Raw genomic sequence first — 22,326 nt, forward strand, 5'->3', positions numbered from 1 at the left:
GTAATGAGAAAAAACAGCATTAAAAATACACGTGTGAATGGTGCAGTTCAAAAAGAACTCAGCACCATCATACACAGCGAGATCAAGGACCCCAGAATTCATCCGATGACTTCTGTGACAGCTGTTGAGGTGGCACCGGATCTTAAGACCTGCAAAGCTTACATCAGTGTGCTGGGCGAGAAACAGGCCAAGGATTCCACCCTCCGGGGCTTAAAGAATGCAGAGGGCTATGTTCGGAGAGAACTGGCCAGAAGACTGAATCTCCGCAATACACCGGAGATCCGTTTTGTTCTGGATGAGTCTATTGAATATGGTGTAAATATGTCAAAGAAGATCAATGACGTAATGAGTGGGATGGAAACAGAGGAATAGGTGGAAAAAATGAAAAACATTTCAGAAATACTGGAAAATGTAAAAACCGTTGGCATTGGCGGTCACATCCGTCCGGATGGGGACTGCATTGGTTCCTGTATGGCTCTGTATCTCTATATCCGGAAATATTTTCCTGATATAGAAGCAGATGTTTATCTGGAAGACCGGAAACCTGTATTTGATTACATTGACAGAATGGATGAGGTTAAGACAGAAGCAGAAGAAGATAAGGTGTATGATCTTTTTATCACCTGTGATGTCAGCGCACTGGACAGGCTTGCTGTTGCTCGGAAATATTTCGATGCAGCAAAAAAGACAGCCTGCATTGATCATCATGTGAGCAATAACGGATTTGCGGATGTCAATCATGTAAGAGGCGAGATCAGCTCTGCCAGCGAAGTTCTTTACGGACTTCTGGATTCAGACAAGATCGATCGTTCCATTGCGGTTCCTATTTATACCGGAATGGCACATGATACCGGCGTGTTCCAGTATTCTTCCACAACACCGGAAACCATGAGGATCGCCGGAGAACTGATGAAAACAGGATTTGATTTCAGCAGGATCATCGATGAGTCCTTTTACCAGAAAACATATCTTCAGAATCAGGTCATGGGACGTGTCCTGGCAGAGAGTATTCTCCTTCAGGGCGGTAAGTGTGTGGTCGGATATCTGAAAAAACGGGAGATGGATTTCTACAGTGTGGAAGGAAAGGATCTGGAGGGAATCGTGAGCCAGCTCCGTCTGACTGCTGGTGTGGAGGTTGCGATCTTTATCTATGAGATGCAGACGCAACTCTTTAAAGTATCTCTCCGTTCCAATGGTAAGGTGGATGTAAGCAAGATTGCCGTATTTTTCGGAGGCGGCGGACATGTGCGTGCAGCCGGCTGTGATATGCAGGGCTCCATGTACGATGTGATCAACAACCTTACCGCTGAAATTGAAAAACAGCTTGCAGAGGAGTAAAGATAAGATCATGGACGGAATACTTGTGATCCGAAAGGAAAAAGGTTATACCTCTCATGATGTTGTTGCAAAGCTGCGTGGGATTCTCCACATGAAAAAGATCGGCCATACCGGGACTCTGGATCCGGCAGCAGAGGGAGTACTTCCTGTTGCACTGGGCAAGGGGACCCGGCTGGTGGAGCTTCTTACAGAAAAAGAAAAAACATATGAGGCGGTTTTAAGGCTGGGAGTTTCCACAGATACCCAGGACATGACCGGAGCTGTTCTTTCTGAGAAACCTGTGACCGTCACGGAAGAGGAAGTCCGTGAGGCAGTGGGATCCTTTGTGGGAGAACAGCAGCAGATCCCTCCTATGTATTCGGCTCTGAAGGTAAACGGAAAGAAGCTTTACGAACTGGCCAGAGAAGGAAAAACCATAGAGCGTAAGCCGCGCCCTGTGGTTTTTTATGAGATAAGGATACTGGATATGGAGCTTCCGCTGGTACGCATAAGCGTTACCTGTAGCAAGGGCACCTATATCCGTACACTTTGCAATGACATCGGAGAAAAATTAGGCTGCGGCGGAGCCATGGAAGAGCTGCTTCGGACCAGGTCCGGAAATTTCACTCTGGAAGAGAGCATGACACTTTCCCAGGTGGAGGAGGCGGTTGCCGATGGGACCATCGGGGAAAAGCTTGTTTCCATCGAGGATGTACTTTCCATGTATCCGGTCCTTACCTGTACACCGGAGGGAGACAGACTTCTCAATAACGGAAACCCGCTTCCGGAAGAACTGGTACAGGGAGGCAGCAGGGAAGAAAAAGTCCGGATGTATAAAAGCAGCGGAAATTTCACAGGAATATACGGCTGGGATGAAAGAAAACAGAAATACGTACCCATCCGCATGTTTTTTGTATGACATTTTATAAAAACTTGCAGGAGCAGCAGAAGATATGGAATACTTGAAGATCGACGGAGAATTTCCGCGCCTTTCAAAGAGTGCGGTGACACTTGGAAAATTTGACGGCATACACCGTGGACACCAGAAACTGGTGGAGAAGATCCTGGAACAGAAAGAAAAAGGTCTGCAGACAGTCCTTTTTTCTCTTGGCATCGGCAGTCAGATGATCTTTACAAAAGAGGAACGATGTCAGCTTCTTGAGAAAGCAGGCGTGGATGTGCTGATCGAATGTCCGCTGGATAACCGGATCCGTCATATGAAGGCAGAAACCTTTGTTAAAGAGATCCTGGTGGGAGATCTTCAGGCGGAGCATGTTGCAGTGGGAGAAGATTTCAGGTTCGGGTATGAACGCAAGGGAACACCACAGCTTCTGGAGACTATGGGAAGGAAGCTTGGCTTTACTGTGGATGTTGTTCCGAAAGAAATGGAAGGCCGCAGAAAGATCAGCAGTACATTTATCCGTGAGGAACTGAAAAAGGGAAATATGGAAAAGGTTAATGATCTGCTGGGAATCCCCTTTTTTGTGGACGGTGTGATCGAACATGGAAGAGGAATGGGACATAAGGTCCTTCTTCCCACTACTAATATCGTTCCTGCAAAAGAAAAGCTGATGCCGCCAAATGGCGTTTATGATACAGTGTCCCATTTTAAGGACAGAACCCTTTGCGGGATCACAAACGTAGGATATAAACCAACCATAGGAGAGAAATTCCTGGGTGTTGAGACCTATCTTTTTGACTGTGAAGAGGATCTGTACGGAGAGCCCTGCAGAGTGGAATTCTTTCATTATTCCAGACCGGAGAAGCGCTTTTCGTCCATAGAAGCACTGAAGCAGCAGCTCCTGAAGGATGCAGAAAAGGGAAAGGCTTATTTCCGCAGCCTCGAAAAATAAAAACTTTCGGGAAAAACTTTTCGAAAAAACAGTTTACAGGTCAGAAACCGTGTGCTATACTGTTCGAGGTGAAAAAAGCCAGTATTCAGAAGCCGGAGACTCCGACCACTTCTTAATACCCGGCGTTTAATTAAAATTTCAAGGAGGAAACAATAATGATTTCTAAAGAAAAGAAAACAGCGATCATGAAAGAGTATGCAAGAACAGAGGGTGACACAGGTTCACCGGAGGTTCAGGTTGCAGTTCTTACAGCAAGAATCCAGGAGCTCACAGAGCATCTTAAAACACACCACAAAGATCATCATTCCAGAAGAGGTCTTCTGAAAATGGTAGGTCAGAGACGTGGCCTTCTTGCTTATCTTAAGAAAACAGACATCGAAAGATACCGTGCACTGATTGAGAAATTAGGTTTAAGAAAATAATTGCTACGGGAGGGGCGGATGATTCCATCCGCCCCATTTTAACATGTGTGATAAACACAGACGGAATTATCGCAGGAGTGATTTCCGAGACTACTGAAAAGCCCATTTCCGGTCGAGATCTTTTTCAAAGGAAGTGGTCTTTTCAGTTGTTTCGGGCTCCTGTCAGATATTAATATAATAAGAAAAGGAGAACGAATATGTACAAAAGTTATTCCATGGAACTTGCAGGAAGAACACTGACTGTAGATATCGGACGTGTAGCGAAACAGGCCAATGGTGCTGCTCTTATGCACTATGGTGATACTACAGTCCTTGCTACTGCTACCGCATCCAAAGAGCCAAGAGAAGGAATCGATTTCTTCCCGTTAAGTGTTGAGTATGAGGAGAAGATGTATGCAGTAGGAAAGATCCCGGGAGGATTCAACAAGAGAGAGGGTAAGGCAAGCGAGCATGCAATCCTTACATCCCGTGTTATCGACCGTCCGATGCGTCCGCTGTTTCCAAAGGATTACAGAAATGACGTAACTCTGGTAGATATGGTTATGTCTGTTGATCCGGAATGCAATCCGGAGATCCCGGCTATGCTTGGTTCTTCCATTGCAACCTGTATTTCTGATATCCCATTTGACGGTCCATGCGCAACCACACAGGTTGGTATGATCGACGGCGAGTTTATCATCAACCCGACACTTGCACAGAAGGCAGTTTCTGATCTTCAGCTTACGGTTGCTTCTACAAGAGAGAAGGTTATCATGATTGAGGCCGGAGCTAATGAGATCCCGGAAGATAAGATGATCGAGGCTATCTACAAGGCTCATGAAGTGAACCAGGAGATCATCAAATTCATCGACCAGATCGTAGCAGAGTGCGGAAAAGAGAAACATTCCTACGAGTCCTGTGCAGTACCTCAGGAGCTTTTTGATGAGATCAAGAAGATCGTTCCTCCGGAAGAGATGGAGGTTGCCGTATTCTCTGATGACAAGCAGACACGTGAGAATAACATCAGCGAGATCACTGATAAGCTGAAAGAAGCTTTTGCAGACAATGAGGAATGGCTTGCCGTTCTCGGTGAGGCTGTATATCAGTACCAGAAGAAGACTGTCCGCAAGATGATCCTCAAAGATCATAAACGTCCGGATGGACGTGAGATCAGACAGATCCGTCCGCTGGCTGCAGAGACAGATATCATCCCGAGAGTTCATGGTTCTGCCATGTTCACAAGAGGACAGACTCAGATCTGTACCGTTACTACACTTGCTCCTCTTACAGAGGCACAGCGTCTTGACGGACTGGATGAGTTTGAGACATCCAAGAGATATATGCACCACTACAACTTCCCGTCCTACTCTGTAGGTGAGACCAAGCCTTCCAGAGGACCGGGACGTCGTGAGATCGGTCACGGAGCACTTGCTGAGAGAGCACTGGTACCGGTACTTCCTACAGAGGAAGAATTCCCATATGCAATCCGTACCGTATCTGAGACATTTGAGTCCAACGGCTCCACATCCCAGGCAAGTATCTGTGCATCTACCATGTCACTGATGGCTGCCGGTGTACCGATCAGAAAACCGGTTGCAGGTATTTCCTGCGGACTTGTTACAGGTGAAACAGACGATGATTACATCGTTCTTACAGATATCCAGGGCCTTGAGGACTTCTTCGGAGATATGGACTTCAAGGTAGCCGGAACACATGACGGAATCACAGCGATCCAGATGGATATTAAGATCCATGGTCTTACAAGACCGATCGTTGAGGAAGCGATCCGCAGAACAAAAGAGGCAAGAGAATATATCCTGACAGAAGTTATGGAGAAATGTATCGACAAGCCTCGTACAACTGTTGGGGAGTTTGCTCCGAAGATCATCCAGATCCAGATCGACCCGCAGAAGATCGGTGATGTAGTCGGACAGAGAGGAAAGACTATCAACACGATCATCGAGCGTACAGGTGTGAAGATCGACATCACAGACGACGGCGCAGTTTCTATTTGCGGAACAGACCAGAAGGGTATGGATGAAGCAAAACGTATGATCGAGATCATCACTACCGAGTTTGAGGCAGGACAGATCTTTACAGGACGCGTAGTCAGCATCAAAGAGTTTGGCGCATTCCTTGAGTTTGCACCGGGCAAGGAGGGAATGGTACACATTTCCAAGATCTCCAAACAGAGGATCAACCGTGTTGAGGATGTTCTCACACTTGGCGACAAAGTTAAGGTTATCTGCCTTGGCAAGGACAAGATGGGAAGAATCAGCTTCAGCATGAAGGATGTACCGGAAGAAGCATAAATGATGAGATACCACAATATTACCAAGGACGATATGTTAAACGGAGACGGACTTCGTGTAGTGCTCTGGGTAGCTGGCTGTTCACACGGCTGCCGGGAGTGCCAGAATCCCATTACCTGGGATCCGAATGGAGGTCTGCCCTTTACGGACAGCGAGCGAGCTGAGATATTTGCAGAGCTGGACAAGGATTATATCAGCGGGATCACCTTTTCAGGAGGCGATCCTCTGCATCCTTCCAATATCGCTGAGGTAACAGCTCTTGCAAGAGAGATCAGAGAGAAGTATCCGGATAAGACGATCTGGCTGTATACGGGTTCTCTCTGGGAAGAAATCCAGCAGTACGAGATCATCCATTATCTGGATGTATGCGTGGACGGGGAATTTCAGGTGGACAAGAAAGAGGTTCGTCTGAAATGGAAAGGCTCCTCAAATCAGAGGGTGATCGATGTACAGGCGTCACTTCGTGAGAACCGTGTGGTTCTGTACACGGAGTGATCAGAGGTTTTTTGAAATTACCTATTGGGAGTGGAACGAAAAATGAAAAGAATTGCGAAATTTCACAAGGTAAGTTTTGAACAGTTTGCAAAGGACTGGAAGGATACCTTTGAACAGTATTCAGAAGAGGAGATCCGGAATATCTACGACAGTCTGAAGCTTCCGAAGAGAGCTACGACCGGAAGTGCAGGATATGATTTTTATGCACCTGTGGATGTGACCATGAAGCCAGGTGAGATCGTAAAGATACCGACTGGTATCCGTGTAGAGATGGAAGAGGGCTGGGTTCTGAAATGTTATCCGAGAAGCGGACTGGGATTTAAATTCCGGCTGCAGTTGAATAACACAGTGGGAATCATTGACAGCGATTATTTCTTTTCCGACAACGAAGGTCATATCTTTGCCAAGCTGACTAACGATACAAGAGAAGATAAAACGATCCAGATCCCGGCAGGAACCGGTTTTATGCAGGGGATCTTTGTGGAATACGGAATCACTGTGGATGACGATGCAGATGCAGTAAGAAACGGTGGCTTCGGAAGTACCACAAAATAAAACAAAAGCCCGGAAGGCGGAGGTGTGAAGACCACATACATCCGATTTTCCGGGCTTGTTTTGTGTAGTTACTGCTTTCCGATAAATGCACTGTTTAGCTGAGAGGTGCGTCTGCCTCCTCGTCTGCACGTGCTTTTTCCACGACTGCGTTAAAGGCATTTGCGGCAGCGTCGTACTCTTCATCATCTTCAATGTTTGCCAGCATCGGATCGCCGTCTGCTGTGCGGGAGAAGCTGTAGAGATAAACCTCACCGGTCTCATTCTGGCCGTTCTCATCCAGTGGGAGAAGTGCGATATATTCTTTGTTCTCTACAGGGAAAATAGTAAGGATGGCACATTCTACCTCAGTATCGTCATCCATAGTCAGGGTAATGGTATGATGTGCCTCATCTACCTTGCTTTCGCAGTTGGCTGTACAGGAAGCGCAGTCGCTTGGTGCACATCCGCTTTTGTTAAATTCATCACTCATAAAAAAATCCTCCGTTCTGCTGCTGCCTGTAAATAAGGGGGCAGCTCTGCATGATATAGAGAACATTTTAACAGATATGACGTAGAACAGCAACAAAATATTTGAGAGCCTGAGAAAACTTTCAAAATATTTTTTGCTTAATCCGACAATGTGAGATATAATAAAAATATGACGAAAAAATGAGGAGAAAATATAAAAATATGAAATTTATTTCCTGGAATGTAAATGGGATCCGGGCCTGTATCACCAAGGGCTTTGAGGAACGCTTTCATGAGCTGGATGCGGATATTTTCTGTCTGCAGGAGACGAAATGCCAGCAGGGACAGGTAAAGCTGGAACTTCCCGGATATCATCAGTACTGGAACTACGCAAACCGCAGAGGCTATTCAGGTACAGCCATTTTTACGAAGAGGGAGCCATTGTCTGCGGCTTACGGGATCGGGATAGAGGAGCATGATAAAGAAGGACGTGTCATCACGCTGGAATTCGATGAGTATTATTTTGTGACTGTATATACTCCCAACTCCCAGAGTGAGCTCCGCCGTCTGGAATATCGTATGAAATGGGAAGAGGATTTCCTGGCTTATCTCCTGAAACTGCAGGAGAAGAAACCGGTGATCTGCTGTGGCGACCTTAATGTGGCACATCAGGAGATCGATCTCAAGAACCCGAAGACCAACCGCAAAAATGCAGGCTTTACTGATGAAGAGAGAGCCTGCTTTACCAGAGCCCTTGAGAGTGGCTTTATTGATACATTCCGCTATTTTTATCCGGATAAAGAGGGCGTTTACTCCTGGTGGTCCTACCGTTTCCGTGCACGAGAGAAGAACGCCGGCTGGCGTATCGACTATTTCCTTGTTTCCCCTTCCCTGAAAGAAAAGCTTCAGGATGCGAAGATCCACGGAGAGATCATGGGATCCGATCATTGCCCGGTTGAGCTGGATATTGATCTGTGACGGATCCGGCGAAAAGGATTTCTATGGATTTGAATAATAAAAAGAGAAAAGGAGGAGTTGCCTTGGCAAGCCGCAGATTAGGTCGAGTGGAAAAAGGTCAGCCGCTGATACTTGGCGCCAACAAAATGGAGGGCGGTTATAATTTTGCAGTGGAGGCATCGGAGGATTCCGAAGTGTCCCTGCTTTTATATAAAAAAAGAGGAGCTGCCGCACCGGTGGAGATCGTTTTTCCAAAGGATTTCCATACAGGACGTGTGTGGGCACTGAAGCTGTGCAGTGCTTCTCTGAAGGAGTTTGAATATAATTATAAAATAGACGGTGAGATCGTGCAGGATCCGTATGCATACGGACTTCACGGGAGAGAGCATTTCGGAGTACCTTACGATCCGGAAAAGGAGGTCCGCTGTCGCTTCCTTAATGAGAATGTTTCCGGCTGGGAAAATGAAACTGCACCGGCAGTAGAATATGAAAATATGATCCTGTACAAGCTTCATGTCCGTGGTTATACGAAGCTTGCCAGAAAGATGGTTTCCCATAAGGGGACTTTTCTTGGCCTGACAGAGATGATCCCTTACTGGAAAGAACTTGGGATCAATGCCATTGAACTGATGCCTGCCTATGAATTCTGTGAGGTTCCGATCAATAAACCGAAGGAAGGCAGTGAACACATCAAGACCCGTCGAAAGGAAAATGTAGTGAATTACTGGGGCTATGCATCCGGCTTCTATTTCAGCCCGAAGAGTGCTTACTGCAGCACCAGAGAACCGGAGCAGGAATTTCGGTATATGATCCGGGAGCTGCACAAGAACGGCATTGCCTGTATCATGGAATTCTATTTTCCAGAGGAAACAGACAGCCTGATGGCTCTTCGAGCTTTGCAGTTCTGGAGAGATTTTTACCATGTAGATGGATTTCATGTGCTGGGAGAGGGCTTTAACCGGGAGATGCTTCTTCGGGATGGGATCCTTTCCGGAGCAAAACTGATCTTCCAGGGCTTTGATTTTGATCATTTTTACAGAGGAAAGCTTCCGGTCAGACGCTGCGGAGCGGAGAGCAATATGAATTTTCTCCAGGATATGCGCCGTTTCCTGAAAAGCGATGAAGGTATGGTGGAGGCTGCAGCGTGGCATATCCGTCATAACAGCGAGAATCATGGAGTGATCAATTACATGGTCTGCCAGGACGGATTTACCATGAATGACCTGGTGAGCTACAATTATAAACATAACGAGGCCAATGGCGAGGGCAATCAGGACGGAAGCAGCTATAATTATTCCTGGAACTGTGGTGTGGAAGGCCCTACCCGTAAGGTTTCCGTCCGTCAGATGAGGGAACGCCAGATCAAAAATGCCTTTCTGATGATGCTGCTGAGTCAGGGTGTTCCCATGATCTATCACGGTGATGAATTCGGCAATTCCCAGAGCGGAAACAATAATGCCTACTGTCAGGATAATGCTACCGGCTGGACAGACTGGAAGGGCCTTTCCAGAAACCAGGGACTGAGGAAATTTGTAAAGGATGCCATTGCTTTTCGTAAGGCCCATCCCGTTCTTCATATGCCGGTGGAACTGAAAGGGGTAGATTATCTGACCAAGGGGTTCCCGGATGTGTCTCTTCACGGGGAACGTGCCTGGTATCTGAGCTATGAGAATACCAGCAGGCTTCTTGGTATGATGTACTACGGAGCCTATGCAAGGGAAAAAGAGGATCTGGAGGCTGCAGAGGATGATTTTATTTACATCGGCTATAATTTCCACTGGGAAAACCGGAGCCTTGCTCTGCCCAATCTCCCGGAAGGCATGTGCTGGAAAAAAATCGCAGATACCTCTCTTCACGGAACAGGATTCTGTCTGGAGGAGGAAGAAGAATATAAAAAATCAATCGAAATAGGCCCCCGCGCCATTGTGGTATTGCTGGGCAGACAGGAGGCGGAGAAAGATGCGATCATGGCACCCGTGGCTGCACTTCAGGACCATCACGAGGCATAAGCTTCTGGTGATGAAATATTGTTTTCGTATCGGGTTATATAAGCAGGGGTTGCTTCATGACCTGTCCAAATATTCCCCGACGGAATTTCTGGTAGGCTGTAAATATTATCAGGGTACAAGAAGCCCCAACAACGCAGAACGTGAGGCAACCGGCGTATCCATGTCCTGGCTGCACCATAAGGGAAGAAACAGACACCATTTTGAACATTGGGTAGACTATTCCCTTGACGGTGAGCATGTGATCATGGGAGCCAGAATGCCCAGAAAATATGTGGCGGAAATGGTCATGGACCGGATCAGTGCTTCCAGAAACTATCTGGGAGAGGAATATACCTATCATGAACCATTGCAGTATTTTCTGAAAAGCAAGGAGAAGCTGTGGTTTATCCACCCACAGACAAAGAAAGAGCTGGAGGGACTTCTCCGGATCCTGGATAAATACGGAGAGGATAAGACCCTGTGGTATATCCGCAATGTATATCTATGTGATAACCGCGGAAAAAAAGTGAAAAGCCCTGGGAAAAAGCTTCGAAATCACAGATAGGGGTGTATTTTTGGCAAGTTGTCTGATATAATATTCAGATATCAGGAGGAAGAATGAATGGATACACCAACAATTGCGAAATACTATAGAGAGAAAGATCCCATGGAGCGCCTGAAGCTTCTGGAGCAGTCCATTGCAGCAGGAGAAGAACCGGAAGAAAACAGGATCCGCAAGGAACTCTGGGAGATCCGTTACAGCGATAAAGCTGAGACTGGTGATACCAGGGCAGACGGTTATCTCGGTCTCTGGATGACCATGGAGTTTAACCGGAATTCCGCTTCCAGATTCTTTGGTACAAGAAGTGCGAAGAAAGAGATAGGCAAGTATCTTAAGAAGCTGAAATTTCAGGAGTTCCAGGAAAAGGGCGGCCTTTATGAGGAGCTTCTTTACCGGGAATGCTGTCATCTGGTTCTGGTCTACATGGATCTCTGTCAGACAGATAAATCCTATAACACAACGATTTTCGGCCTGATCCACATCAAGGAGGACAGTGCGAAGGCCAAGGTCCAGAGAGACATCAGGGAAACAGCTGTGGAGCTTCCGGCTAATCTTGGAATGGAAGCTGAGCTTGGAATCATCACAAGAGCTGCCAGAGAGATCTACAGGCAGTATTATCCCAACGAAGGAAACATTTAGGAGGCCGGAGAGCTTCCGTTTCAGGCTGTCTGACTACTCAGGCAGCCTTTTGTTGCCATGCATCCGATAAAATATTCTGAGATTTTTTGAACGAAGATTCATATCGGGTGTGAAGAGAAACATTCAGGAGGTTACTATTTTATGAATCCCAATCATCTGAACGCATATGAAGTCCTGAAGGAAGAGGAGCTTCAGGATATTCATTCAAAAGGATGGCTTCTGAGACACAAAAAAACAGGAGCCAGAGTGATGCTCATCGAGAATAGTGATGAGAATAAGGTTTTTAACATTGCATTCCGTACACCGCCGAAAAACAGCACAGGTGTTGCTCACATACTGGAACACAGCGTACTGTGCGGCTCCAGGGAATTTCCGCTTAAGGATCCTTTTGTGGAGTTGGTAAAAGGTTCTCTTAATACCTTCCTTAATGCCATGACCTATCCGGATAAGACCTGCTACCCGGTAGCAAGCTGTAATGACCGGGATTTCCAGAATCTGATGCATGTATATCTGGATGCGGTATTCTATCCGAATATTTACAAAAAAGAAGAGATTTTCCGTCAGGAAGGCTGGAACTACCATCTGGAGAAAAAAGAAGGCCCGCTGAAATACAACGGTGTCGTTTACAATGAAATGAAGGGTGCTTTTTCCTCACCGGATGATGTTCTGGAGAGAGAGATCATGAATTCGCTGTTCCCGGATACAACCTATGGCTGTGAGTCCGGCGGAGATCCTGTAAATATTCCGGATCTCAGCTATGAGGAATTTCTGGATTTCCACAGACAGTACTATCATCCGTCCAACAGCTTTATCTATCTCTACGGAAACATGGATATGGAGGAGAAGCTGGAATTTCTTGACAGCCATTATCTGTCTGCCTTTGATTCTCTTGTCATTGATTCCGAGATCCGGGATCAGGAAGCCTTTGCTCAGGTAAAGGACATCCAGAAGTCTTATCCGGTATCAGAGGATGAGGGAGAAGAGGATAACACCTATCTTTCCTACAATATGGTTGTGGGTGAAGCGGCAGATATCAACTTGAGTCTTGCTTTCGAGGTTTTGGATTATGCTCTCTTAAGCGCACCGGGTGCACCACTGAAGCAGGCACTTCTGGATGCAAAGATCGGCAAAGATATCTATGGTTCTTTTGAGGATGGCATCAAACAGACCTATTTCTCCATCGTGGCAAAGGGAGCCAACTTAAGCCAGAAAGAGGAATTTGTCAAAGTGATCCGTGACACCCTCACAAAGATCGCAGAGGAAGGCATCGACAAGAAGGCAGTAACAGCCGGAATCAATTACTATGAATTCCGTTTCCGTGAAGCAGACTTCTCTTCCTATCCGAAGGGGCTGATGTATGGCCTGGATATTTTAAGCAGCTGGCTTTATGACGATACGAAACCGTTCTGCGAAGTACAGCTTCTGGAGGGATTTGAGTTCCTCAAAAAAGCTCTGGAAGAGGGATATTTCGAGGAGCTGATCCGGAAATATCTTCTGGATAACACCCATGGTGCGATCCTTTCCCTGGTACCGGAGAAGGGCCTTGCAGCAAAGAGGGATAAGGAACTGGAAGAAAAGCTGGAGAATTACAGAAAGAGCCTTTCTGATGAAGAGCTTACCCGGATGGTAGAGAATACCAAAGCGCTGGAGGCTTATCAGGAAGCGGAGGAAACTCCGGAAGCGCTGACCTGCATCCCCATGCTCTCCAGAGAAGACATCAAAAAAGAGATCACAGGACTGACAAACGAGGAGCACCATGTGGAGGACAGCTTGTTTCTGTATCATGATGTGTGCACCAATGGTATCGGTTATGCGGATCTTCTTTTTGAGATCCATGACTTTGATGTTGATACAGTCCATTATCTGGGACTTCTGAAATCCGTGCTTGGTGCAGTGGATACGGAGAATTACACGTATGGCGAGCTGTTTAATGAAGTGAATGCGAGAACCGGCGGTATTGCCTATGGGATAGAGGTTTTTGATGATGCCCAGGATACCGATGCGTTCCGTGCCATGTTTGCCGTAAGAGGAAAAGCGTTATATCCGGAGATGGATTTCATGTTTTCCATGATCCGGGAGGTTCTTACAACTTCGAAGCTGGATGACACCAAACGTCTCTACGAGATCATTGCCAGAGTGAGATCCAGAGCCCAGGCCAGCCTTGCAAGTGCAGGCCATTCCACCGCCGTTCTCCGTGGTGCCTCCTACGCATCTCCGATGGCGGCATTCCAGGATGAGATGGCAGGAATCGGATATTATCAGTTTATCGAAAAACTGGAGAAGGATTTTGACAGCTGCAAGGATGAGATCGTGAAAAATCTCCGTAAGGTGATGGAAGAGGTACTTCGTCCGGAGAATTTCTGTGTAAGCTATACCGGAGAGAGAGAATCTCTGGATGTAGTAAAAGCACAGGCTGCCGGGATCAAAAAAGTCTTGTTTAACGGACAGAAGCCGGAGTCTGTGAAGCAGGCCCCCTGCATAAAGAAAAACGAAGCCTTCAAGACCTCCGGCCAGGTCCAGTATGTGGCACAGAACGGAAACTTCCGCAAAAAAGGCCTGGAGTATACCGGTGCACTAGAGATCCTGAAAGTGATCTTAAGCTACGATTATCTCTGGATCAACCTTCGTGTAAAGGGTGGAGCGTATGGCTGCATGAGCGGCTTTAAGAGAAACGGAGAGAGCTTCCTGGTATCCTACCGTGATCCCCATCTAAAGAGAACCCTGGAAGTATACCAGGGAGTGCCGGATTATATCCGTGCCTTTGAGGCAGACGAGCGTGAGATGACAAAATATATCATCGGAACAATCAGCAACAAGGATGTGCCGAGAACTCCGCAGATGCAGGGAAGTATCTCAAAAACCGCATATTTCTCCAATGTTACAGAGGATATGCTCCAGAAGGAAAGAAATCAGATCCTCGGAGCGCAGAAGGAGGATATCCAGAAACTGGCAGCTCTTGTAGAAGCAGTACTTTCCGATGATCAGATCTGCGTAGTAGGAAGTGAGACTGCAATAGAGAAGGCGGAAGATGTATTCATGGAAGTGAAGCCACTGATCGGCTGATGAGAAACAAAGCCTGCTGTCCGTTAAATGGGATAGCAGGCTGTGAAAGGATTATGAGAGGATAAAGAATGGATAATAATTTTAGATCAGGCTTTGTTGCGATCATCGGAAGACCGAATGTTGGAAAATCCACGCTGATGAACCATCTTATCGGACAGAAGATCGCCATCACATCAAACAAGCCACAGACAACCAGAAACAAGATACAGACTGTGTATACCTGTGATGAGGGACAGATCATATTTTTGGACACACCGGGTATCCACAAGGCAAAAAACAAGCTTGGAGAATACATGGTACAGGTTGCGGAGAGAACCCTGAAGGAAGTAGATGCCATTATGTGGCTGGTGGAGCCGTCCACATTCGTAGGTGCGGGAGAGCGCCACATTGCCGAGCAGCTGCAGAAGGTTGGAGTTCCTGTGATTCTCATCATCAACAAGATCGATACGGTAAAAAAAGAAGAGCTTCTTCCTGCAATCGATACCTACCGTAAGATCTGTGATTTTGCAGAGATCATTCCCTGCTCTGCCCTCCGCGGAAAAAACACACAGGATATCATTCCAAGTATTTTCAAATATCTTCCGTACGGACCGATGTTCTATGATGAGGATACAGTTACCGACCAGCCTCAGCGCCAGATCGCCGCAGAGATCATCCGTGAGAAGGCTCTGCATGCACTGGATGAGGAGATCCCTCACGGAATCGCCGTTGCCATCGACCGGATGAAGAAACGTCCGGGAAGAAGCAACATCATAGATATTGATGCGACCATCATCTGCGAGCGTAATTCCCACAAAGGCATCATCATCGGAAAACAGGGTGCCATGCTGAAAAAGATCGGAAGCAATGCCCGCTATGAGCTGGAGCGTATGCTGGAAGCAAAGGTAAACCTAAAGCTCTGGGTCAAGGTGACTAAGAACTGGAGAGACAGTGATTTCCTGATCAAGAACTTTGGATATGATAAGAAAGAAATCTGAAAATGAGTGATCTGATTACCGTACAGGGAGTGGTACTTTCTGCCATGCCGGTAGGGGATTATGACAAGCGGATCGTCCTTCTCACAAGAGAGAGGGGGAAGATCTCCGCTTTTGCCAAGGGAGCGAGACGGCAGAACAGTCCGTTCATGGCAGCAGCTAACCCGTTTGTATTTGGAAGCTTTAATCTTTATGAGGGAAGGACAAGCTATAATCTGAACCAGGTCAGCGTGCAGCATCATTTTGTGGAGCTGGCCACCCGGCAGCCGGGGGTTTACTATGGATATTATTTTCTGGAGCTGGCAGATTATTTTGGCAAAGAGGGAACGGATGAGAAGGAGATGATGAATCTTCTCTATGTGACCATCAAAGCCATTTTGAATCCTCATATAGAAGACCGGCTGGTGCGCTGTATCTATGAACTGCGGACTATGGTGATCCAGGGCGTGATGCCGCAGCTGTTCCAGTGTGCGGGCTGCGGGAGAGAGCTTACGGAGGAAGAAACCGGAGAACTTTTTTTCTCCCAGGACGAGCATGGGATCCTGTGTGCGGACTGCAGTAGGATGGCCATGGACAGGAAACGGATCTCAGCGGCTGCCCTGTATGCCATGCGCTACATAGCCGTGTCCCCCCTGGCAAAGCTGTATACGTTTACAGTGCGGGATGATGTGCTGCGGGAACTGGAACGCCACATTTACCGGTATACGGAGCTGAATACAGACAAGCGGTTTAAAAGTCTGGAGATCCTGGAATTGATGAGATAGATCACTGCCGGCTACGGAATAACCGTAACGATTTATTTTTCAAAAGCAGGACAGGATGCAATGCAAATGGAAATATCCTTGAAAAATCATGAGGATACTAGTATAATAAGACCAAAAATGTAAAAAAGCAGCTTTTTCCGGAGCTTTCCGGACGCATTTGGCGGAACAGCTGCAAGTCAAGAGGAGAGAAATCATGGAAAAGACAATGGAAAAGATCGTAGCTCTTGCAAAAGCCAGAGGATTTGTTTACCCGGGTTCCGAGATCTACGGCGGCCTGGCAAACACATGGGATTATGGAAATCTCGGTGTAGAGCTTAAAAATAACGTAAAACGTGCATGGTGGCAGAAATTCATTCAGGAGTCTCCGTACAATGTAGGTGTTGACTGTGCGATCCTTATGAACCCGCAGACATGGATCGCTTCCGGACATCTTGGCGGATTTTCTGATCCTCTTATGGACTGTAAAGAGTGCCACGAGCGTTTCCGTGCAGATAAACTCATTGAGGACTTTTGTGCAGAGCATGACATTGCCATTGAGGGAAGCGTAGATGCATGGTCCCAGGAGAAGATGATGGACTTCATCAAAGAACACGAGGTAGGATGTCCGAGCTGTGGTAAACACAACTTCACAGATATCCGTCAGTTCAACCTGATGTTCAAGACATTCCAGGGTGTTACCGAAGATGCCAAGAATACTGTATATTTAAGACCGGAGACTGCACAGGGTATTTTCGTAAACTTCAAGAACGTACAGAGAACATCCCGTAAAAAGATCCCGTTTGGTATCGGCCAGATCGGTAAATCCTTCCGTAACGAGATCACACCGGGTAACTTCACATTCCGTACCCGTGAGTTCGAGCAGATGGAGCTTGAGTTCTTCTGCGAGCCGGATACAGATCTTGAGTGGTTTGCATACTGGAAGAAGTTCTGCCTTGACTGGCTGAGTGCTCTCGGACTTAAGGATGATGAGGTTCGTTACCGTGACCATGATAAGGAAGAGCTGAGCTTCTACAGCAAGGCTACCACAGATGTGGAATTCCTTTTCCCATTCGGCTGGGGTGAGCTCTGGGGAATCGCTGACAGAACAGATTATGATCTGACACAGCATCAGAATGTATCCGGCCAGGATCTCACATACTTTGATGATGAGAAGAAACAGAAATATATCCCATACGTTATCGAGCCATCACTTGGAGCAGACCGTATGGTACTTGCTTTCCTCTGCAGCGCTTACGATGAGGAAGTTCTGGATGAAGAGAAGAACGATGTCCGTACAGTCCTTCATTTCCATCCGGTACTTGCACCGGTTAAGATCGGTGTGCTTCCGCTTTCCAAGAAGCTTAACGAGGGTGCTGAGAAGATCTACCAGCAGCTTTCCAAGAAGTACAACTGTGAGTACGATGACCGTGGAAATATCGGTAAACGTTACCGCAGACAGGATGAGATCGGTACTCCGTTCTGTATCACTTATGACTTCGAGTCTGAGAATGACGGTGCAGTTACAGTCCGTGACCGTGACACTATGGAGCAGGTACGTGTGAAGATCGATGAGCTTGATGCATACTTTGCTGATAAATTTACATTTTAAGTAAATACATTTTTTAATAAAAAACCTCCGGCTATTTTCTGGCCGGAGGCTTTTTTTCAATAAGTCTGTTTTTCATCCGCCAGTTTCTTGGCGACATTCCGTATACATTTTTGAAAGCCCGGGAAAAATGCAGCTGATTGGGATATCCGACTGCATTTCCGATATCTGCGATAGACAGGGCTGTGATCTTAAGAAGTTCTGCAGCTTTGGTCATGCGATAGCTGATCAGGAATTCCTGGGGAGAACGTCCGATGGTGTCGTGGAAGATCTTACCGAAGTAGCTTCGGTTCAGGCCGCAGCAGGCTGCGATATCCTCAATGGAAATATCATTTTGGAAATTCTGTTCAATAAAAGAGAGCGCCTCCTTGATATAAAAATCACGGATACTTCCATCCTGTTTCATGCGGACAGTTTCAGTAGAGCGCATAAAGTAATCCAGAAAAAGCCAGGTATGTCCGATAAGATGAAAGGGTGATTCCTGGGAATTATGGCTGATATAAAGCATTTCCTCCATCATTTTCTGGCGGAGATCTGCAGAGTGGCTGTGATAGACCGGATGGTCCGGACTTAAACCTGCAGTTTCCACGATCTCTTTTGCCCGGAGCCCGTCAAATTCCACCCAGGTGTACTCCCATGGAAAGTCGGTATCTGCAATGTAGGTGTTGATCTGACCGGGAAAAAGCATGAAACCCTGGCCGCTTTTTACCTGATAGGTGATGGTCTCTCCTGCGGAATTGTCTGCCATCAGAGTTCCGGTACCGGAGATCACATAATGAAAAATATAATGGTTTCGTGCGGCCGGGCCGAATGAATGTGCCGGAGCGCAGTGCTCCCAGCCGTATTGGTATAGTCCGATATCAACAAAGTTTTCATTTGGAAAAACGGAGAAGAGAAGGTCATTCATATTTTTATCCTTTAGGCGTATGATTTTGTCTGGTTTCAGTAACATTATATATTAAAACAGCAGGGAACTTCAACATATGTATAAAAATGCAATTACAAAAACAGCCTGTAAAATATACTAAAAAGAGAAGGATAATCGATAAAACTTTGTGAGAAAATTAAGTTTCTCGAGAAACTTGTTGATTTTCGATAAATTCGGAATATACTAATTTTAGATAAAAGTAGTGATATAGGTGTAAAATATATCAAAATGCTAGATGACTTTAATGAAGACAGAGAAAAATTGCATTTTGGTATAAAACAAGAAAAACACTGCTATTTATGCAAGCATAAAGCTATGTTAAAATAGCTTTCAGAAAAAAGAAACCAGAGAATAAGTATTGGAGAGCCCGGATAGCCATATCAGTTAAATGGGTGATATCCGACTTATCAAATAAAAGGAAAAGGAAGGAGCATTACAAGATGCGCAACAGAAGTAAATGGATCCTCTGTATGGGACTTGCCTTTACCATGGCAGCTTCCGTTACATTGAGCGGATGCGGCACAGGTAAAAAGGACAGCGGAAAGACAGAGATCGAACTTGTGCAGTATAAACCGGAAGCGGTTAAGGCATTTGAAAAACTGGAAGAAAAATTCAATGCCACTCATGATGATATCCATCTTACCATCGAATCACCAAACGATGCTATGACTGTATTGAAGACAAGATTTATCCGTGAGGATAATCCGGATATCATTGGAATCGGAGGCGATGTTAACTTTTCCAATTTTATTGATTCTGATATGCTGATGGATATTTCCGATTATCAGGGACTGGATTCGATCAAAGATGCATATAAAGAAATTGATAAAGCGCTGGAATTCGTTCCGGAAGACGGAGTCTATGCGGTTCCTTACGTGGCCAATGCCGCCGGAATCCTTTACAATCGTGAGCTTTTCAAGGAGCATGGCTGGCAGATCCCGACTACATGGGATGAATTTATGAGCCTTTGCCAGGAAATTCAGGATGCAGGTATCCAGCCGCTTTATTTCGGATTTAAAGATACCTGGACCTGTCTTGCACCGTGGAATTCTATTGCGGTAGATCTTGCACCAGCCGATGTATGCCGCCAGGTAAACCAGGGAAACACTACTTTTGCAAAAGAGTATAAGGAAGTAGCAGACCGTATGCTGGAGCTTATCCAGTATGGACCGGATGATCCCTTTGCCTATGATTACAATGGAGCCTGCACCGCTTTTGCAAAAGGGGAGGCTGCCATGTATCCCATCGGAAGCTATGCGATCCCACAGATCCAGAGTGTAAATCCGGATATGGATATTGATTCTTTTGTAACACCGGCAAGCAATGATCCGTCAGAAAACAAACTGAATTCCGGAGTTGACCTTCAGTTCTGTGTGATGGATGACTGTGAGAATAAGGAAGCTGCATATGAAGTGCTGGATTTCCTTCTTGAGGATGAGAATATACAGACATATCTGGATGACCAGAAGGCAGTTCCCTGTAAAGAGGGTGATTTCACACTTCCCTCTACTCTGGATGGTATGAAGGAATACATAGAAGAGGGAAGGATGGCCGATTACCAGGATCATTATTATCCTACAGAGATGGCTGTGGATGCACAGATCCAGACCTTCCTGATGAAAAAGGATAAAGATGCATTCCTGAAAAAATTTGATACAGACTGGACAAGATATAACCGTGACATTATCCGTAAAGTACAGGACTATGAGGAGAAGAACGGGGAAGGAGAGAACTGATCATGGGAAAAAAATCTATGAGTGGAAGAAAGCTGACCTTTCTTCTGATCACCATTCCGATCGTGGCATTATTTTTCTGCTTTAACACACTGCCTCTGATCAAGGGTGTGATCTACAGCTTTACAAACTTTAAAGGCTATGGAAGCTATGACTGGGTAGGACTTCGAAACTATAAGGATCTTTTTACAGACAGCCGTGTTGGCGGTTCCTATCTGTTTACCTTTAAGCTGGCCATCGTGGCAACTATCGTAACGAATGTACTCAGCCTGATCCTGGCACTTGGACTGAACAGCAAGATCCGTTTCAAGAGTGCAATGCGTGGAGCTTATTTTATTCCTAATGTACTTGGCGCACTGGTCGTAGGATATATTTTCAATTATTTCTTTACATATATCCTGCCTGCATTCGGAAAGATGATCGGAAATAAAACATTGTCTTCCAGCATGCTTTCCAGTACGAGCCTTGCATGGGTAGCCATCGTGATCGTTTGTGCATGGCAGTCCATCGCAATGAATACGATCATCTATATTTCGGGCCTCCAGACAGTGCCGGAGGATGTATACGAGGCAGGAGCTATTGACGGTGCTACCGGATTCAGTAAGTTCCGTTACCTGACATTCCCGCTGATCGTTCCGTTTTTCAGCATCAACATGGTTCTCTGTGTGAAAAACTTCCTGATGGTATTTGATCAGATCATGGCTTTGACAAAGGGTGGTCCTGCACAGAGTACAGAATCTATTTCTTACCTGATCTATAACAATGGTATGAGTGGAGGACAGTTTGGATTCCAGAGTGCCAATGCGGTTATATTCTTTATTGTGATCGTGATCATTTCTGCAGTGCAGTTGACTATCACAGGGAAAAAGGAGGAGCAGCTGTAATGAAAACGAAAGTAAGAGAAAAAGCGAACTGGCCGGTAACGATCCTTCTGATCCTTGGCCTTATCACAGTGGTATTTCCGCTTTATATGACAATTGTGATCGCATTCAAGCAGCCGACAGAGATGACCAATAGTGTAGCCGGGATCCTGTCTCTGCCAGAGAAATTCAGTCTTGCCAATTTCAGGGAAGCTATGGAGGTAACAGACTTCTGGCATTCTCTTGGAAACAGTGTATTGATCACTGTGATCACAGTGGTTCTTGCTATTGTAATTCATTCACTTTTAGGTTATGCTATAGCCAGAAACAAGAGAAGTAAATTTTATAAATTTATCTATCTCTATGTAGTGAGCGGTATGTTTGTTCCGTTTGCTATCCTGATGATGCCGCTTGTAAAGCAGACTGCTGAGATGGGCCTTGATAACAAAGTCGGTGTGATCATTCTTTACACGGTATTTTATATGCCTATGAACGTGCTTCTTTATTCCGGATATCTGACAAACATTCCAATGGCCCTTGAGGAGGCTGCCTGTGTGGATGGAGCCAGCACCTGGAAAACATATTGGAAGATCATCTTTCCGATCATGAAGCCGATGCATGCCACAGTGGCAGTTCTGACAGCACTTGGAACCTGGAATGATGTTATGACTCCATTGGTTATCATGTCCGGATCTACGGGTGGAACCACATTGCCTCTGGCACAGCTGAATTTCCAGACTCAGTTCGGAACAAACTATAACCTTGCGTTTGCCTCTTATCTGCTGGCACTGCTTCCGATCCTTCTGTTTTATCTGATCTGCCAGAAGCACATTTTAAATGGTGTTGTAAACGGTGCCGTAAAATAAAAACACAAGAAAAAGGAGGATTCACAT

At 46.0% G+C, this 22,326-nt stretch carries 21 protein-coding genes; 19 read left to right on the forward strand and 2 right to left on the reverse strand.

The annotated features are described in order from the left end of the window. The first annotated feature begins 3 nt into the window (after nucleotides 1-3). From rbfA to EAI83_RS03480, 8 genes are all read left to right on the forward strand, one after another. A complete protein-coding gene (gene rbfA, locus EAI83_RS03445) occupies nucleotides 4-372 on the forward strand; it encodes a 30S ribosome-binding factor RbfA (RefSeq protein ID WP_015525797.1) in 369 nt (122 codons plus the stop codon). Between the two features lie 9 nt (nucleotides 373-381). Further along, nucleotides 382-1,338, forward strand: coding sequence for a DHH family phosphoesterase (locus EAI83_RS03450; protein ID WP_022426620.1), 957 nt, complete (start codon nucleotides 382-384; stop codon nucleotides 1,336-1,338). 7 nt (nucleotides 1,339-1,345) lie between these two features. Next, complete coding sequence (truB, locus tag EAI83_RS03455; RefSeq protein WP_412357322.1) at nucleotides 1,346-2,236, forward strand: tRNA pseudouridine(55) synthase TruB; 891 nt, start codon at nucleotides 1,346-1,348, stop codon at nucleotides 2,234-2,236. A gap of 34 nt (nucleotides 2,237-2,270) precedes the next feature. Next, nucleotides 2,271-3,170, forward strand: a complete 900-nt coding sequence (locus EAI83_RS03460) for a bifunctional riboflavin kinase/FAD synthetase (RefSeq protein ID WP_015525800.1) — start codon at nucleotides 2,271-2,273, stop codon at nucleotides 3,168-3,170. A 155-nt stretch (nucleotides 3,171-3,325) separates the two neighbouring features. Beyond that, entirely contained in the window at nucleotides 3,326-3,592 is a 267-nt protein-coding gene (rpsO, locus tag EAI83_RS03465; protein ID WP_015525801.1) for a 30S ribosomal protein S15, read from the forward strand. A gap of 197 nt (nucleotides 3,593-3,789) precedes the next feature. Next, nucleotides 3,790-5,883, forward strand: coding sequence for a polyribonucleotide nucleotidyltransferase (locus EAI83_RS03470; protein WP_015525802.1), 2,094 nt, complete (start codon nucleotides 3,790-3,792; stop codon nucleotides 5,881-5,883). Between the two features lie 3 nt (nucleotides 5,884-5,886). Next, nucleotides 5,887-6,378 carry an anaerobic ribonucleoside-triphosphate reductase activating protein gene (nrdG, locus tag EAI83_RS03475; protein ID WP_044961222.1) on the forward strand — a complete coding sequence of 164 codons (492 nt, stop codon included), beginning with the start codon at nucleotides 5,887-5,889 and terminating at the stop codon, nucleotides 6,376-6,378. A gap of 42 nt (nucleotides 6,379-6,420) precedes the next feature. Further along, a complete protein-coding gene (locus EAI83_RS03480) occupies nucleotides 6,421-6,933 on the forward strand; it encodes a deoxyuridine 5'-triphosphate nucleotidohydrolase (RefSeq protein ID WP_015525804.1) in 513 nt (170 codons plus the stop codon). A 94-nt stretch (nucleotides 6,934-7,027) separates the two neighbouring features. Here EAI83_RS03480 and EAI83_RS03485 read toward each other — a convergent pair whose 3' ends face one another. Next, nucleotides 7,028-7,402 carry a DUF1292 domain-containing protein gene (locus tag EAI83_RS03485; RefSeq protein WP_015525805.1) on the reverse strand — a complete coding sequence of 125 codons (375 nt, stop codon included), beginning with the start codon at nucleotides 7,400-7,402 and terminating at the stop codon, nucleotides 7,028-7,030. A gap of 200 nt (nucleotides 7,403-7,602) precedes the next feature. Between EAI83_RS03485 and EAI83_RS03490 the strand changes: the two genes are divergently transcribed. The 8 genes from EAI83_RS03490 to EAI83_RS03525 all read left to right on the forward strand — a co-directional run bounded on the left by EAI83_RS03490 (nucleotide 7,603) and on the right by EAI83_RS03525 (nucleotide 17,915). Continuing rightward, nucleotides 7,603-8,358: an exodeoxyribonuclease III gene (locus tag EAI83_RS03490; protein WP_015525806.1), complete on the forward strand. Its 756-nt coding sequence runs from the start codon at nucleotides 7,603-7,605 to the stop codon at nucleotides 8,356-8,358. Nucleotides 8,359-8,420: 62 nt separating this feature from the next. Continuing rightward, nucleotides 8,421-10,346, forward strand: a complete 1,926-nt coding sequence (locus tag EAI83_RS03495; RefSeq protein WP_059085211.1) for a Type II secretory pathway, pullulanase PulA and related glycosidase — start codon at nucleotides 8,421-8,423, stop codon at nucleotides 10,344-10,346. Then, a complete protein-coding gene (locus tag EAI83_RS03500; protein ID WP_021977109.1) occupies nucleotides 10,297-10,890 on the forward strand; it encodes a DUF5662 family protein in 594 nt (197 codons plus the stop codon). Before EAI83_RS03495 ends, EAI83_RS03500 begins: the two co-directional genes overlap by 50 nt. 57 nt (nucleotides 10,891-10,947) lie before the next feature. Next, nucleotides 10,948-11,526 (forward strand): DUF6553 family protein, encoded by a 579-nt coding sequence (locus EAI83_RS03505; RefSeq protein WP_110102003.1) that lies wholly within the window; start codon nucleotides 10,948-10,950, stop codon nucleotides 11,524-11,526. 141 nt (nucleotides 11,527-11,667) lie between these two features. Then, nucleotides 11,668-14,589: an insulinase family protein gene (locus EAI83_RS03510; protein WP_129974624.1), complete on the forward strand. Its 2,922-nt coding sequence runs from the start codon at nucleotides 11,668-11,670 to the stop codon at nucleotides 14,587-14,589. A 68-nt stretch (nucleotides 14,590-14,657) separates the two neighbouring features. Continuing rightward, complete coding sequence (gene era / locus EAI83_RS03515; RefSeq protein ID WP_129974625.1) at nucleotides 14,658-15,566, forward strand: GTPase Era; 909 nt, start codon at nucleotides 14,658-14,660, stop codon at nucleotides 15,564-15,566. A gap of 2 nt (nucleotides 15,567-15,568) precedes the next feature. Further along, nucleotides 15,569-16,327 (forward strand): DNA repair protein RecO, encoded by a 759-nt coding sequence (gene recO / locus EAI83_RS03520; RefSeq protein WP_129974626.1) that lies wholly within the window; start codon nucleotides 15,569-15,571, stop codon nucleotides 16,325-16,327. A 193-nt stretch (nucleotides 16,328-16,520) separates the two neighbouring features. Further along, nucleotides 16,521-17,915 (forward strand): glycine--tRNA ligase, encoded by a 1,395-nt coding sequence (locus EAI83_RS03525; RefSeq protein WP_092069375.1) that lies wholly within the window; start codon nucleotides 16,521-16,523, stop codon nucleotides 17,913-17,915. Between the two features lie 31 nt (nucleotides 17,916-17,946). Here EAI83_RS03525 and EAI83_RS03530 read toward each other — a convergent pair whose 3' ends face one another. Beyond that, nucleotides 17,947-18,819, reverse strand: coding sequence for an AraC family transcriptional regulator (locus EAI83_RS03530; RefSeq protein WP_022426301.1), 873 nt, complete (start codon nucleotides 18,817-18,819; stop codon nucleotides 17,947-17,949). A gap of 461 nt (nucleotides 18,820-19,280) precedes the next feature. Here EAI83_RS03530 and EAI83_RS03535 point away from each other — a divergent pair, with 461 nt between their 5' ends. From EAI83_RS03535 to EAI83_RS03545, 3 genes are read left to right on the forward strand one after another with little or no spacing between them, the layout of a single operon-like run. Then, entirely contained in the window at nucleotides 19,281-20,576 is a 1,296-nt protein-coding gene (locus tag EAI83_RS03535; RefSeq protein ID WP_015525814.1) for an ABC transporter substrate-binding protein, read from the forward strand. 2 nt (nucleotides 20,577-20,578) lie between these two features. Continuing rightward, nucleotides 20,579-21,457 (forward strand): carbohydrate ABC transporter permease, encoded by an 879-nt coding sequence (locus EAI83_RS03540; protein ID WP_092069381.1) that lies wholly within the window; start codon nucleotides 20,579-20,581, stop codon nucleotides 21,455-21,457. Continuing rightward, nucleotides 21,457-22,299: a carbohydrate ABC transporter permease gene (locus EAI83_RS03545; RefSeq protein WP_015525816.1), complete on the forward strand. Its 843-nt coding sequence runs from the start codon at nucleotides 21,457-21,459 to the stop codon at nucleotides 22,297-22,299. Before EAI83_RS03540 ends, EAI83_RS03545 begins: the two co-directional genes overlap by 1 nt. Nucleotides 22,300-22,326 lie beyond the last annotated feature (27 nt).

This window comes from Blautia sp. aa_0143 (genome assembly GCF_004167315.1).
Classification (GTDB): domain Bacteria; phylum Bacillota; class Clostridia; order Lachnospirales; family Lachnospiraceae; genus Blautia_A; species Blautia_A fusiformis.